9 protein-coding genes and 1 pseudogene are annotated in these 15,196 nt (G+C 68.5%); 3 read left to right on the top strand and 7 right to left on the bottom strand.

Annotated elements, in window-relative coordinates:
• Nucleotides 1–5: 5 nt before the first annotated feature.
• A complete protein-coding gene (locus J8I35_RS29285) occupies nt 6–2,990 on the bottom strand; it encodes a winged helix-turn-helix domain-containing protein (RefSeq protein ID WP_209928317.1) in 2,985 nt (994 codons plus the stop codon).
• Between the two features lie 401 nt (nt 2,991–3,391).
• Here J8I35_RS29285 and J8I35_RS29280 point away from each other — a divergent pair, with 401 nt between their 5' ends.
• Nucleotides 3,392–4,312: an AraC family transcriptional regulator gene (locus J8I35_RS29280; RefSeq protein ID WP_209928316.1), complete on the top strand. Its 921-nt coding sequence runs from the start codon at nt 3,392–3,394 to the stop codon at nt 4,310–4,312.
• A 48-nt stretch (nt 4,313–4,360) separates the two neighbouring features.
• Here the strand turns inward: J8I35_RS29280 and J8I35_RS34735 are convergent.
• From J8I35_RS34735 to J8I35_RS29265, 3 genes and pseudogenes are all read right to left on the bottom strand, one after another.
• Nucleotides 4,361–4,534, bottom strand: a pseudogene (locus J8I35_RS34735) (hypothetical protein); the annotation flags it as partial.
• Between the two features lie 156 nt (nt 4,535–4,690).
• Complete coding sequence (locus tag J8I35_RS29270; protein WP_245170478.1) at nt 4,691–5,680, bottom strand: alpha/beta hydrolase fold domain-containing protein; 990 nt, start codon at nt 5,678–5,680, stop codon at nt 4,691–4,693.
• 178 nt (nt 5,681–5,858) lie between these two features.
• Nucleotides 5,859–8,420: a winged helix-turn-helix domain-containing protein gene (locus tag J8I35_RS29265; RefSeq protein WP_209928313.1), complete on the bottom strand. Its 2,562-nt coding sequence runs from the start codon at nt 8,418–8,420 to the stop codon at nt 5,859–5,861.
• 270 nt (nt 8,421–8,690) lie between these two features.
• Here J8I35_RS29265 and J8I35_RS29260 point away from each other — a divergent pair, with 270 nt between their 5' ends.
• Nucleotides 8,691–9,662 (top strand): LysR family transcriptional regulator, encoded by a 972-nt coding sequence (locus J8I35_RS29260; protein WP_124557076.1) that lies wholly within the window; start codon nt 8,691–8,693, stop codon nt 9,660–9,662.
• A 302-nt stretch (nt 9,663–9,964) separates the two neighbouring features.
• Here J8I35_RS29260 and J8I35_RS29255 read toward each other — a convergent pair whose 3' ends face one another.
• Nucleotides 9,965–11,011, bottom strand: coding sequence for an MBL fold metallo-hydrolase (locus J8I35_RS29255; RefSeq protein WP_124557075.1), 1,047 nt, complete (start codon nt 11,009–11,011; stop codon nt 9,965–9,967).
• Between the two features lie 503 nt (nt 11,012–11,514).
• Here J8I35_RS29255 and J8I35_RS29250 point away from each other — a divergent pair.
• Nucleotides 11,515–12,420 carry a LysR family transcriptional regulator gene (locus J8I35_RS29250; protein WP_050018288.1) on the top strand — a complete coding sequence of 302 codons (906 nt, stop codon included), beginning with the start codon at nt 11,515–11,517 and terminating at the stop codon, nt 12,418–12,420.
• A gap of 28 nt (nt 12,421–12,448) precedes the next feature.
• On the opposite strand, the gene J8I35_RS29245 is transcribed toward J8I35_RS29250, so the two are convergent.
• Nucleotides 12,449–13,909: an alginate export family protein gene (locus J8I35_RS29245; RefSeq protein ID WP_050018289.1), complete on the bottom strand. Its 1,461-nt coding sequence runs from the start codon at nt 13,907–13,909 to the stop codon at nt 12,449–12,451.
• Nucleotides 13,910–13,923: 14 nt separating this feature from the next.
• The gene (locus J8I35_RS29240; protein ID WP_124557073.1) at nt 13,924–14,877 is read right to left on the bottom strand and encodes a glyoxalase; all 954 of its coding nucleotides are present in this window, start codon (nt 14,875–14,877) and stop codon (nt 13,924–13,926) included.
• Between the last annotated feature and the right edge of the window lie 319 nt (nt 14,878–15,196).

Raw genomic sequence — 15,196 nt, 5'->3', positions numbered from 1 at the left:
CATCGTCATGCCGCCTGCTGCGCCGCGTCGGCGGCATCGCGTCGTGCATGCGTCAGGCACGGCGCGGGCGGCGCATCCGGACGGACGAAGTTCTGCACGCGCAGCAAGCGGCGCACGTCGTGGGCGCGCGAATGCGGATCGAAGTGCCGCGCGACTCCGGCGACGAGCGCCGACGCCTGCGCGGTGTGGCCGCGCTCGATCAGGTGATCGGCGAGATCGAGCGAACCGCGCAGCGCCCACATCGCGGCGCCCTGCGCGCTCGCGGTCTGGATCGCCATCTGCAGATGACGATGTCCGTCCGCCTCGTACGCGACGGCGAGATCCGCGCCGACGGTGCGCGCCTGCTCGAGCATCGCGACGCCTCGCACGCGCAGCAGTTCGGGGACGAACAGGTGCTCGCCGTGCGCGCGGCAGCGCGCGAGCGTCGCATCGAGCCGGGTGCACGCTTCATCCGCGCGGCCGGTCCGCACGAGGCCCTCCGCGTACGCGACGGTCAACGGCGCGAGCACGCGCCGGAAGCCGCTCGCCTCGACGCGCCGCAGCGCCGGTTCGAGGCGCGCGAGCCCGGCGCCGGGATGGCCGGCCTGGACGTCGAACTGACCGGTCAGGCATTCGGCGTGACTGCGCCAGATGTCGAAACCGTGCGCGTCGGCGGTCGCGCGCAGCGTCGCGAGATAGTCGGAGCTGATGTCGTGATCGCCGTAGCGCAGCGCGATCGGCACGGCGGCCGCGCCGAGCACGATGCACAACGCGAGCGGCGACGGGCCGCGGCGCGCATGCTCGACCGCTTGCGCGGCGACGCGCATCGCGTGCTCCGGCTCGCCTTGCATCCACAGCAGACGGATCAGCATCGTGCGGCCCAGCGTCGCCATGTCGACGCCCAGCGCGGCCTGCGCGCACGGCGATTCGCCCACGTCGGCGAGCTCGGCCGTCGCCGCTTCCAGCCGCTCGCGCGCCTGCGCATGCTCGCCGAAGTAATGCAGCGACGTCGCGACCATCGTGTTCGCCAGCAGCCGCTGCGACCGGTCGCCGCGCCGCTCGGCCGCGCGCTCGAAGCGCGTCGCGTAGCGCAGCGATTCGTGAATGTCCGACAGCGTCAGCATCGTGTTCCACAACCCGACCAGCGCGCGCGCGTCGAACGCATCGTCGCCGATGTGCGCGGCGAGACCGAGCGTGCGGTCCCACATCGCGGCGGCGGCCAGCGCGTCGCCGTCCGTATGCAGCAGCGCCGACGCGCAGGCCGCCCGCAGCCGCATCTCGCGCGCGGCGTCGACCGGGTCTGCCGCGCCCGTGTCGAGTTCGTCGAGCACCTCTCTCGCGCGCGCCGTGCACGCGCGCATTCGCGACGGCTCCAGCAGCGCGCGCGCCAGCCGGTCGGGCTCGGGCACGGCTGCGGCCTCGGCGGCGTCCGCCGGTTCGTCTACCGCTTCGTCCATCGGTTCGTCCATCGGTTCGTCCACGGCCAGCGCGCGCGCATCGGCAGGCGGCACGTCGGCGGGCGTGACGGGCGTCACGGGCGCGACGAGCCGCACGGGCGCGCGCTCGCGCTCGTACGCCGCATGGCGCGCGACGATGCGCTCGAACTCGCCTTCGTTGTGCAGCTTTTCGAGCGCGTACGCGCGCGTCGATTCGGTCAGCCGGTAGCGCGCATACGCACCATGAAACTCGACGGTCACCAGCGATTTCGCCACCAGTTCGCCGAGCACCGCGATCATGTCCGCGGCCGACGTGCCGGGCTCGGTGGCGACCGCGTACGCGGCATCGAACGAAAACGGCCCGATGAAGCACCCCATCCGGCGAAACAGCGCGCGCGCGGGCCGATCGAGCAGCACGTAGCTCCAGTCGAACGTCGCGCGCAGCGTCTGATGACGCGGCAGCGCCGAGCGCAGCCCGCCCGTCAGCAGGTTCAGCCGGTCGTCGAGACGCGACGCGACGACCGCGAGCCCGAGCGTCGCCACGCGCGCCGCGGCCAGTTCGATCGCGAGCGGCAGCCCGTCGAGGCGCCGGCAGATGTCGCCGATCAGCCGCACGCCGGCTTCGTCGACCGTGCAATCCGGCGCGGCCGCGCGCACGCGTTCGAGGAACAGCTCGACGGCCGAGCAGCGGACGATTTCGTCGGCGGACGCGTTGCCGTCCGGCACCGCGAGCGGGCTCATGCGCAGCACCGCCTCGGCCGAGATGTGCAGCGGCTCGCGGCTCGTCACGAGCACGCGCAGCGAGCCGGCGCTCGACGTCAGCGTTTCGACGAGGCTCGCCACCAGATCGACGATGTGCTCCGCGTTGTCGAGCACGAGCAGGCAGCGCGACGTCGCGAACGCGTCGCCGATGCGGTCGATGGCGGGCACGCCGGGCGTGTCGAGGCCGAGCTCGGCGGCGAGCGCGATCAGCATGTCGTCGCGCGTCGACGCGCGCGCCAGTTCGACGAACAGCACGCGCTCGCGCGAGCGGCTGCGCACGCCGTGCGCGACGCGCACGGCCAGACTCGTCTTGCCGATGCCGCCCGCGCCGACGAGCGTGACGACCGGCGTGCGTTCGAGCATGTCGACGATCTGCGCGAGTTCGGCGTCGCGCCCGACGAGCGGCGCGAGCAGCGACGACGCGGGCGCATCGGGTACATCGGGCGTATCGGGCGAGGCGACGACGGCCGGCGCCGCCGCGACGGCCGGCGCGTCGACCACGGGTACGAGGTCCGGGCCGGACGACGCGCTCGCCACCAGCAGGTAGCCGCGCCCGGGCACCGTCTTGATCAGATCGCGGCTCGCGCCGAGCGCCTTGCGCAGCGTCGCCACATGCACCTGAAGCCGGTTTTCCTCGACGATCAGGCCCGGCCAGACGGCGTCCATGATGTCGTCCTTCGACACGACCGAACCGCTTGCACGGTGCAGGACTTCGAGAATGTCGAGCGCGCGCGCGCCGATGCGCAGCGACGCGCCGTGCTGACGAATGTCGCGTTGCTCGAAATCCACAGACAAAGTTCCGATCTGGATCATGGCCGCCTCCGGTTCCCTCGGGATGGCTGCCCGATGAACGCGGCAGTTCACCCGGCAGGAAGTCCGCGTCCGGCGCGCCGTTGCACCGGACGGAAAATGTCGAATTCCGGACCGAGTGTAGACGGATGGCCATCGAAAATCTTGAAGGAAAATGCGCTCTGCCCGCGCATTTCGGGCGGGCGCGACCGGCACGATCACTTGCGTGTAAAAGTGGGGCGCTATACTCTGCCGGGCCGCTCGCGCAGGCGTTGAGCCGGGTGGCGCACTCGCCGCGCCCACGCATTGAAAGCAATTTGTCAGGATGGCGAGCGGACGTTTATGCAAATTCATTTTGAACGTTCGCGTGCGCATCTAAACTGGACTCGTCATTTCATGTTCCGAGTCCCTCGCTGGGGAATTCCATGTCAGACTCCGTCATCGCCGCGCCGGTGGCATCGCCTCCGCGGCGGCCCAAAGACACGCTCGGCTGCGTGTCGAGCCTGCTGGCAAAGGATGTCGAGACGGCATCCGGCGGCCTGAGGCTGCACCGCAAATGCATGCGCGAGGCGCACGTCGAACGCATCGAGATGCCGCCGTGCGACCGCGGCTTCCTGGTCGGCGTGTCGCTGAGCGGCGGCCACCGCCGCACGCTCTATGGGCGCGCCGGCGCGAGCGAGCGCCGGTTCCAGCATCACTCGATCTACATTCGCGACTTCTCGCGCCATTTCCACGCGGATCTGTACGGCAACTTCGACTTCGTGCTGGTCGAGCTGCCGCATGCGTATCTCGAACACGTCGGCCCGGAGCACAGCGGCCAATCGATCGGCGGCCTCACGTGCCGTCCCGACGTACGCGACCCGGTGCTCGGCCATCTCGCGCACGCGGTGGCCGACAGCCTCGACGCGGGCGGCCCGCTGAACGCGCTGTTCATCGAACAGATCGGGCTCGCGATGGGCACGCATCTGCTGCGCCGCTACGGCAACGCGCGCACGCGCGAGCTCGAGCGCAAGGGCGTGCTGTCTGCCGCGAAGGTGGCGCGCGCCCAGGAGCTGTTGATGGAAAAGGCTGACCTCGGCGTATCGATCGAGGAAGTGGCGAACGAATGCGACCTGTCGCGCGGCTATTTCATCCGCGCGTTCTCGCGCACGACCGGCCGCACGCCGCACCAGTGGCTGCTCGAACAGCGCGTGACGCGCGCACGCGAGCTGATCGAGACGTCCGACATGACGCTGGCCGACATCGCGGTCGCGTGCGGCTTCGCCGACCAGAGCCATCTGAACCGCGTGTTCGCGCGGATCGTCGGCCATCCGCCCGGCGCGTGGCGGCGCGCACGGTCGCGCTGAAGCATATAGGCCCGGCGCTGCTCCCATCGATCCGCCTTCCCGGTAGTTCGCGAATCTGGATGTATGCCCCATGCCGGGATTGAAGCAATTGCACGGATCCAGGTCCATGTAATGCTGCTTCAACGCGGGTTTGGCGACATAGACCGACATTTGCGTGTATGCAGGACCACGTTGCACGAGTGCACCGCCCGAGTTATTGCAGACGCCACCGAATACCGAGGCGAGTCGGTCACGCCTGAATTAGAGGACGTCCCCCAACCGAGGGCAACTTAATCGTTATGATGGACACGCGTTGCTGCTCGATTTCCTGAGGAGAGGGGAAGGTTGAGCTGCGGCGCTCGTCAATGCACTCGACTGACATATCGATCTGTCCCATATTCAGTGTCCGCGTAGCGTCGCGCGGATCGTGCCGCATGCCAATCGCAATGCCGCCTCGGTGGGCGGCGTGTCGGCAAGGCCATCGAGCACCGTGAAATCGTGAATCGTGCCGAGGCAGCGAACCGCGCTGACGCGCACCCCGGCGAGCATCAGCTTGCGGGCGTAGGCTTCGCCGTCGTCACGTGCGACATCGTTTTCGGCCGTGACGATCAGCGCGGGCGGCAGGTCTTCGAGATCCGTGTAACTCGCGTTTAGCGGCATTGCGATTGTTTCGCCGAGGTTGTCCAACGGAAAGCGCGTCCGTGCACGCATGCCCGTGGTCGGTGTGGTCAAGCTCGGACCGCCCGCATATCTCGCTGCCGACGCGCCCGCCGTGCTTGCGGAAAGCGTCGGACACAGCATGATCTGAAGCGCGATACGGGGGCCGCGGCGCGCCTTGACGAGCAGCGCGAGGGTGGCGACGAGATGACCGCCCGTGCCTTCGCCCGCGACGATGAGGGCGCCTCCGTCGAGATTCAATGCACGTGCGTGCTCCTGCAGATGAACGAGCGCGGCGAATGCCTGCTCGTTTTGGGTCTGAAAGCACGCAGCGGGCGCGGACGTGTAATCGACCAGTACGACGGCCGCCTCGGCGTCGGTGGCGATCCTGCGCGCCAGCCGGTTGTCGCTTTGGCCACCCGCGAAACTCGCGCCGTCCGGCAGGAAGAGCACGGCGGGCAGCGGAGTGGGCGCCGCCTGCGGCGGCCGCACGATCCGTATCGTGAAGCCCGGATCCGCAGCACCCGCTGTCAGCGCGATTTCTTCGGCGTGTATCGCGTCCGTCGCATCGCCGTTTGCCCATTCGCGCAAACGCTCTGCCGGAACCCCTGCCTCGGCGGCATGGTCGACGAACGATTGCGTTTCCGCATCGAGAACCGGATACGAGTCCGCGGATCTGATCAGGCCCGGTGCGGCGTCTTCGGGCAGACGGGCAGACGTGAAATCGTTCATGGCGCAGTTTCCGATGAGTGAGCTTGCTTGTCGATCCGGCGCCGTTGGCCGTCGACAGATCAAATTTTCATCGGATTCCCGCACGAGCCACAGTTAAGCGTTGCTAAGAGCCGTTAAGCCCATGTCCAGCAAGGCGTTCAGGCTACCGACGCGCGCTTCGAGCCGATTTGCCGTCGCTTCAGGTCCGCACACCGCGCGTTGCCGCGGCCTCCTGCAAATGCCCCTGCAACCACGACGGCGTGTCCGCCCGTCCCGCTTCGATCAATGCGTGTGCGCTCGCTGCGTCGCCGGCGCGCGCGAACGCTTCGAGTTGCATCGGGGTGGCGCCCGCCGGCGTGACAGGTCTGCCTTCGTGAATGGCCTCGAAGCCCTCGCCCCATTTGTCCCAATACGCGAGACCGCGCCGGCGCGTGCGCTCGCGAAGCCGCGCGGTCCATTCGCGCGCGAGCGCCACTTCGCCTTCCCATGTCGCGACGGCGATCGAGCCGATCGCGAGCCCATAACAGACGGTCAGATCGTGATCGATCGCGAGCGCCTCCGTCGCGCAGTCGCGCGCGAGCGCCATCGCCGCGTCGGTCTCGCCCTGCAGCCACAGAATGCGCATCAGAATGGAAATCGCAGCGATATGCGCGTCGACCTGCGCGTGATTTGCGTGCGTCGCGCGCACCGGATCCTTGTCGCGCGCCATCACCGCTTCGATCAACGCGCGCGCGATATCGTGGTCCCCGAGGAAGTGATGTGACAGCGCACACATCCGGTCGGCGGTTTGCGTCGTCGAAAAATCACCCGTCCGTGCGGCGGCAGCGCGAAACGCACGCGCATGTTCGAGGCTTTCCGTGTACGCGCCCGCGAGCGTGCGATGCGCCCACACGCCCCACAGCATGCGCAATGCGAGCCGGTCGTCGCCAAGGCGCTGCGCGGCGGCCTGTGCGGCGTCGAATGCGTTCGCCATCGCCGCCGTCGGCCCACGCGTGTGCCACAGCGCGTGACCGTACGCGGCGAGCAGCTCGATATGCTGCGCCTTGCCCGCCAGATCCGAGTTTTCCGCCGCGGCGATCGCGCGCTCGGCCATCCGGAGGAACTCGTGAGGGAGCGAAAGATGAAACCACAGCGGCGCCGTCGCGATCAGCAGGTCGATCGCGAGCTGCGGCTCGCGATCCTGCGCGGCCGCCCAATCGAACGCGGCTCGCACGTCGTCGATTCGCTGGCTGTGAATCGCAAGCCACTGGCGCGGCGCCTTGCCTTCCCACGCCGCCACGGGGTCGGCAAAGATCGCGCAGCAGTACAGCGCATGGCGGCGGCGCGCGTCGTCGAGTTCGTCCGCCTCTTCAAGTCGCATATATGCGTAATGGCGCGTCGTGTCGAGCAGTCGATACGGATGGTCCGGATCGTCGATCGCGCAGGCGATCAGCGACTTGGCGATCAGGCCGGTGACGGCGTCGAAGGCGGCGAGTTCATCGACGTCGCCACCGGCCGCGACAGCCGCCGCGGCATCCATGCCGAACGCGGCCCGCATGACCGAGAGGCGGCGCAGCACCTGGCGCTCCTCCGGCCGGAGCAATTCATAGCTCCAGTCGAGCGTCGCGCGCAGCGTCTGCTGGCGCGGAAGCGCCGTGCGGCGGCCCTGCGTGAGCAGCGCGAAACGGTCGTCGAGCCGCGCTGCAATCGAATGCACGTCCATCAGGCCGACGCGCGCCGCCGCAAACTCGATCGCGAGCGGGATGCCGTCGAGCCGTCGGCAAATATCGATCACGGGGGCCAGATTCGCGTCGCTCAACGCGAACCGGTCATTGGCGGCGCGCGCACGGTCTTGAAACAGCGCGATCGCCGGGAACTGCACGGCATCGTGGAGGCTCACGCCTGCGACCGTTTCGGGCGACGGCAACGCGGCGAGGCGATGGACGGATTCGCCTTCCGCGCGCAGCGGCTCGCGGCTCGTGACCAGCAGATGCACGCCCGACGCGCCTTGCAGCAGTTGCTCGGCGAGCACGGCAACGGCATCGATCAGATGCTCGCAGTTGTCCAGCACCAGCAGCACCGGCGACGCCCCGAGCGCCTGGATGAGATCGGGTACCGGATCGCCGCTGGAGACGGCCACGCCGAGCGCCGAGGCGATCGTACTGGCCGCGCTCGCGGCCGCGGAAACCGGCGCGAAATTGACGAACACGGCGCGCATGCCGGTGCGCTGGGCGAAGCGATGCGCGATGGCCACGGCTACCGTCGTCTTGCCCATGCCTCCCGGGCCGGCGATGGTGAGCAAGCGTCGCTCGGGCAAGTGGTCGGTCAGACCTGCGATGACGTCCTCGCGGCCTATCACGCGAGCGAGCGTGACCGGCAGACCGCGTGAACCGCTTTCGGACCCGTTGGAAGGCTGGGCGGCGTGCGTATGGGGCCGTGGTGCGGCAGGGTCCACTGCGTCGGCACGGGTAACGGGCGCCGCGAAACGATAGCCGCGTCCGGGTTCGTTGACGATGTAACGCGCGCCGTCCGGTCCGTCACCGAGCACCTTGCGCAACGCCGACAGATGCACGCGCAGCGCGCCTTCCTCGACGACGTTGTCCACCCAGACGCTGTCGCACAGATTGCGCGTCGAGACCAGCGCGCCCGCCTGCTCGACGAGTACGACGAGAATGTCGAGCGCGCGGCTGCCGATTTTCAGCGGCGTCCCGTCCTTGAGCAGGATTCGTTGCGGGAATTGCAGCGTAAAAGGGCCGAACGCGAGGCTGTAAGGAGCGGTCATCGAGAGCGTCGTCGCGCGGGTTGAGGGTCGGCCGTGTCGACCAATACGGTGCGCTGGGCGCGCACACTGACGCAAAAACAGCCAATCATTACTCAAAAGCTCAGTACGCGCCCTTAAAAGATCTTAAAAAGAACCGCTTTGTTGCAGCCGACGACGATTGGCACGGATTCGGGCGCCGACTTAGCAACGCTTAACAAGTCGTAACTGGCCCGATGCGCGTCTGCCCGCCAATATGGCTCCATGCAAGCCAATCAATGATCGGAGGTCGATATGGAGCGTCTGAAAGCACTGGAGGTATTCAAGGCAGTGGCGGACCACGGCAGTTTCACGCGGGCAGCGGACGCCACCAATCTTGGCGTACCGTCGGTCAGCCGCGCGGTGCAGGATCTCGAAACGATGCTCGGCGTGCAGCTCTTCAACCGGACCACGCGCCGCGTCGCGTTGACCACGGCGGGCCATGCGGTGCTCGAGCGCGTCACGGGCGTCCTGTCCTCCTATGAAGACCTCGCGCGTACCGGCAGCGACGAAGCCGGCGATTGCGCGGGTAACGTCCGCATCGAGGTGCCGGCAATCTTCGATACCGCCCGCCTCACTTCCGTCCTGGTCCGCTTCATGCGCGCCTGGCCGAAAGTACGGGTCGACGTGCGGCGCGTCGATCACCTGGCCGACACGCTCGGCGATCTTGCCGACCTCGCGATCGTCGTCGGTCGTTCGGCACCGTCGTCGTGCATCGCGCGATCGCTCGCGGCCGTGCCGCTCGGGCTCTATGCGAGTCCTGCGTGGCTCGAACGGACCAACGATCTCGCTCACCCGCTCGATGTGCCTGCCGAAGCTTGCCTCGCGACGGGCGCACAGCATTCGGTGTGGACGGTCAGCCATGCAGCATCCGGGGACAGTGTGACGCTTGCCGCGCGCGCGGCGCTGCGCACGAATTGCCCTCATGCGCTTCTCGCGGCGGCCGTCGACGGGGAGGGGCTAGCCATCCTGCCCGACCCGCTCGCACGAGCGGCGCTCAATCGCGGCGAACTCGTGCGTGTGCTCGATGCGTGGCAGGTGGCGCCACTGGAAGCCTGTCTCGTTTACCGGTCCAGACGCAATCTCCCCGCGCGGGTGCGCAAATTGACCGAGTATTTGCTCGACGCCTTCGGCGAGCAGCGCGACGAGATCGGCGCAATGGCGGCTGTACCGAACATGGCCCGGATGGCGGCGACGCAGGCGACGCTCACGCCGTGCGCAGCTTGATGAAGATTTTGCTGATACGAATGCAGGGGGAACGACGAAATGATGGTCGATTTTGCTGGATGTCTGCTGGATGTGTCGTCGCGGTATCTCGGACTCGCGATCCAGAACCGGACGGTCGTGGCTTGCGTCGACGCCGGACCGGGACACGCAACGCGCCTGAGCGATTCGCATCGTGGCGCGTCGTCCTCCAGAATGCCGCAGCATGCGCATGCCGCCACGGAGGTGGCCTCTCCGCTGTAGCCGGCCCGTCGGAGAAGCGGTGTGACGGCACTTCGTGTGCGATGACGAAGGACGCCGGGCCGTCACCGCACCGGCGTCGCGTCGTAGTTGACCGGCACCCAGTCGTATTGCGCACCCTCGCGGCGCAGGTGGCCAAGCCCCGGAAACGCGATATGCGCGGCGCCGACGAGATAGCGTCGATCGGCGACGCGCTTCAGCGTGTCCCGCCGCGTACGGCGGGCGGCGCCGGCATCGCTGTCGTACTGGACCGTCGCGTCGACGTCGCGCAACTGGATCGCCGCCACGTGCACGATATCGCCCCACGCGAGCAGGCCCGCGTTCCCGCTCTCGATCAGATAAGCCGTATGCCCCGGCGTATGGCCGGGCATCGGCACCGCGCGAATGCCGGGCGCGAGCGTCGCTTCGCCGCGAAACGTCTTGAAGCGGCCGGCCGCGACGTAAGGGGCGACCGCCGCGGCGGCCGCGTCGAAAAACGACGCGAGGAACGCCGGCGCCTGCGCCTTGTTGGCGGGATCGAGCCAGTACGCGGCCTCGACGGCGTTCACGCGCACGACGGCATTCGGAAACGTCATCGCGCCATTCGACGCAATCCCGCCGACATGGTCCTTGTGCAGGTGCGTGAGCAGCACTTCGTCGATCTGCGCGGGCGCGTAGCCGGCCGCGCGCAGGTCGTCGATCAGCTTGCCGCAGCAGTCGCCGTACAGCGTGCCGGCGCCCGCATCGACGAGGATCCGCTTCGATCCGGTATCGACCAGGAACGCGTTGATCGATCCCTGCACGGGCGGCTCCAGGAACGCGCGGTCGAGGTCGCGCCGGATCTCGTGCTTCGAGATGTCGCGAAACACCGTGTCGACCGGAAACGGATGAGTGCCGTCGGACAGCGCGATCACCGTGAAATCGCCGATCTTCTGCCGGTAGAAGCCGGGAGGCTGCTGGCCCGCGCCAGGGGCTGGCGCTGCGGATTGCGTTTCGGTTTGCGCATTGGCGTGGGCGTCGGGCTGCGCGCCGGCCTGCGCGAACGCCGCAGGCGCCGACAGGCCCGCGCACCCGGCCACGATCAGCAAACGGGCTGCATGCGCAACGCACGCGTGCCGGAACAGGGTCTTCATGCGATCTCCGCGACGAACCGTGCGCGCGCCCGGTCACGAACGGACCGACCCGTGCAACACGCAATGTCGCGCAGCTTATCGGGCGTCGTGGCGAAAATCCTGAGCGTCGCCTGAATTGTCCTGAAGACGCGGCACGCGCGCGCGGCCGCCGCACCGGCCGGCGCTAGAATGCGAACCGCATGCTACGCGACGTTACGACCCGCACAAGGGCCTGTTCACGCTAATAACGGGCTTGCGAACGTGCCTTTCCGCCCGCAGTGCAAGGAGTAAGGAGCGCCGTTTGGCCGTGCCAAACAAGCGACGCACGACGCCGCAATGTGGGCGGAAAGGCGCGTTCCCCTGTTTGGAAAAATGCATTCGTGGGGCTGCCCCCGGAAGGGCCGATCGCCGCGTCATGCTCCTCGCGAATACGTCGAGTATTCGCTTCGTCGCAATCCTTGCGCTCGGCCCTTCCGGGGGCCAGCGCAAGCCCGTTATTAGCGTGAACAGGCCCTAGCAACCCCATGGACAAATTCTCCGCGCTGCGCGCATTCGTCGAAGTAGCGGAAGCCGGCGGCTTCTCGAGCGCGGGGCGCCGGCTCGATCTCGCCGCTTCGTCCGTCGTGCGCGCAGTGGACGCGCTCGAGGCATCGCTCGGCACCGTGCTGCTGAACCGCACGACGCGGCAGGTCACGCTGTCCGACGCGGGCGCCGTCTACTATGCGCGAGCGAAACGCGTGCTCGGCGAACTCGCCGATGCCGACGCGCTGGTGGCCGACCGCGGCGACGCGCCGTCCGGGCCGCTGCGCGTGTCGGTCCCGGTCGCGTACGGGCTGCGACGCATCGCGCCGCACGTCGCCGCGTTCGTCGCGCGCCATCCGAAGCTCGACCTCGACCTGCAACTGACCGACGAACGCGTCGATCTCGTGTCCGCGCGGATCGACGTCGCGATCCGGCTCGGCGACGCGGCCCCGACCGCGGAAGTCGTCGCGCGGCCGCTCGGCACGTTCCGGCGCTACGTGGTCGCGAGCCGCGCGTACCTCGACGCGCACGGCACGCCCGCGACGCCGGGCGAACTGGTCGATCACGCGTGCCTGCGCTTTCATTTCGGCGTCGACCAGCAGACGTGGACGTTCGCCGGCGCGCAACGCACGACGCAGGTCGTCGTCACCGGCCGGCTGAAATCGAATCACAGCGAGGTGCTGCGCGAGGCCGCGCTCGACGGCGCCGGTATCGCGCTGCTGCCCGACTGGCTCGTCGACGCGGATATCGAAGCGGGCCGCCTGCAGCGGCTGTTCGATCAGTACGACGTGACGCCGGGCTCGGCGCGCGCGGTGATCACCGCGCTGTACCTGCCGAACCAGCGCGGCTCGAAGCGCGTGACCGCGTTCATCGATTTCGTCGAATCGCTCGCCCGCGCGCAGCGCTGACACGTGCGGCGCGGAGCGACACGACGCGTCACCAGCCGAACTTCGCTTCCATCCCGAGATAGTCGGCATTGCGCGCACCGAGCGCGCGAATCGACGAGCCAAGCTGGAAGTGCACGGCCTCGAGCGCGAGCGCGACGTTCGCGTTCACGAGCCAGTCGACGCGCGCCTGCGCGTACATCCCCGTCCACGCACTGCCCTTGCCGGCCGTGCCCGGCACCGCCGACATCCCCTGACCGTAGATCGCGTCGGCGGTCGTCTGCCGCCACTGGAAGCCGACGGCGGTGAGCACCGTCACCGAGCTGGCCGGCTTGAACGTCAGCGACGGCTTCACGTGGATCAGGTTGCTGTATCCGGTGTAGCCGGCGAGCGTGAAGTAATAGCCGTTCGGAAACATCGGGTTGAACGTGCCGACGCGCCGGTCGCCCGGATGCGCGTCGCCCGACGCGCCGTCGACCTGGATGCCGACGCGCGGCGTGCCGGCCGTCTTCGCGAACGTGTAGCCGCCCAGCGCGCCGAACGCCCACGCGCCGACCGTATCCTGCCCGACGTGGCCGGTCTGCAGCATCGCCTCGACGTCCCAGTCGAACCCGTCGGTCTTGCCCGCGTAGCGCATGTCGAACACGTCGCGCCGCTCGGTGCCGGATGCATCCGGATAGCGCGCGTTGTCGCGCGTATAGCGCGACCAGTACGCGGACAGATCGCCGGGCCCCGTTGCGGTGCGCTCGACGCGCACGCCGTCGAATCGCAGGTGCCGGTTCGACACGTCGTCGAACACGGCCGCATTGCGATACTGCACCGGGCGCGTCACATAGCCGATCAAGCGCCATTTGCCGATTTCGTAATCGGTCCACAGTCCGTCGTACGCCTGCCGCACGTTCGGGCCGTCGCGCACCGACACGAAACGCTGCAAGTCGAACGCCATCTCCTGCCGGCCGATCCGCGTCTTGAACGTGCCGGGCCCCAGTTGATCGACGTACGCGACGAACGCCTGCTCGATATCGAGCTGATCCTTGTCGACCGGGCCGACCGTGTCCTTGCCGAACGGCCGCGCATCGACGAACTGCACGAACGCCTGGAAGTGCCCGCGATAGCGCAGATCGGCATGCACGTTCGCGCGCTGGATCACGTAGTTGTCGTCGTGCGCGGCGCCGAGGCCGAACAGCGGCGCGTTGTTCAGTTCGAAGCGCTCGCGCAGGTTCGCGCCGAGCGACAGGTAGGTCGACGGATCGTCGCCGAGCCGTATGTATTTCAGCGCGTCGAACGGCTTGCGCGGCACGCACGGATTCGCGAGCACCGACCAGTCTTCCTGCCAGCGGTTGAACGACACCGTCGGGCGCTTCGCGGTGCACGCCGCGGCGGCGGCGGCCGGCGACGCGGCCGCGCCGGCCGCCGCCACATCGGCATCGGCGCCGACGGCCGATCCCGCGTGCAACGCGGCGCCGCCCGCCAGCACGACGCACGGCAGCGCGCCGCGCCACGATCGCTTCATCGGCCGGCGCACCGTCATTTCGACCGCGCGTGGATTTCGGCGACGTAGCCGCCCGGGAACTGCACGAGCGCCGCGTCGCGACCGTCCGACTTGAACGGCGGCACCAGCACGGTCACGCCCGCGGCTTCGGCCTGCTTCAGCGTCGCGGCGAGATCGGCGACTTCGTAGCCCGTCATTTCCCGCCCGAACGGGTAAGGCAGGTGGCCGTCGGTCGCGAGCACGGTCATCTTGCCGAAGCCCGACTCGATGCGAATGCGGCGGTACGTATCGTTCGGCCGGCCGATCTCGATGCCCGGCGCATGGCGTACGTCGGACACGATCTTGCCGTGCGAGAACGCAGCGAAGTTGCGCGCGAGCTTGCTCGCGCTTTCCGGCGATACGTACACGCGGTTCTCCGGCACCGTCTGCAGCGGGTCGTAGTTCGGCGCCTGCGTGTGCCAGTACAGCTGCATGTTCACGCCGCCCGGCCACCGGACGATCGCGTCGCGGCCGATCGGGTCGGGGAACGTCGTCACGACGATGTCCGCACCATGCGCACGCGCCGACTTCACCGCGACGTCCATGTCGGTGACGAGATAGCCGGTGCGTTCCTCGCAGAACGGATACGGGATCGGCGTCTTGAAACCGAATACCGAGATCGTGCCGACCGGCGTCAGCACGAGCTGCGACATCGTCTGGCTCGGCGTCGGCGTGACCTGGAACACGCCCTGCTTCGACTTCTTGCCGCCGAACGTCGCGACGAAGCTGTCGGTGAAGCGATCGAAGTCTTCCGGCGCGACGCACACGTGGGTCGTGTCGTACTGCGGGCCGACCGCGATCGCGGGGGAGCGCGCGGCGGCGGCCGGCGACGCGATGTCGTCGAGGTGGGTTTCGTCGGCGAATGCCGGCGCGCCGGCCAGCAGCGCGGCGAGCACGGCCGACGACGCGGCGGTCATGCGCAGCAGGTTGCGCAGGTTGAATGAACTCATTGGTTTTCTCCGTGATGTTGACGCGCGCGGCGTGGCGCCGCGCGCGGATTCTGATTCAGCGGGATGCAGGCCGCTCATCCGGGCGGCCCGGACGACAGGCGAGAAACACGCGCACCGCGAGCGGCAGCGCGCGGACCCATGCCGGGGAGTTGAAAGCGGTATGCACGCGATATCAGATCGCCCAGCACGAACACCCGAACGCGCCCCAGAAGCCCTTCGCATCCGACGTCGGCAACGTGCTGGCCCATGCGCTCGCGTGCGCATGCTGGTGAAGGTTGCATTCGTTCGCGCAGCCGCACATCGCGGCGGCCGCTGCCGC

It is taken from the genome of Burkholderia sp. CpTa8-5 (assembly GCF_017815045.1).
In the GTDB taxonomy this organism is placed as follows: Bacteria; Pseudomonadota; Gammaproteobacteria; order Burkholderiales; family Burkholderiaceae; genus Burkholderia; species Burkholderia sola.
This window is presented reverse-complemented; position numbering and strand designations above follow the sequence as displayed.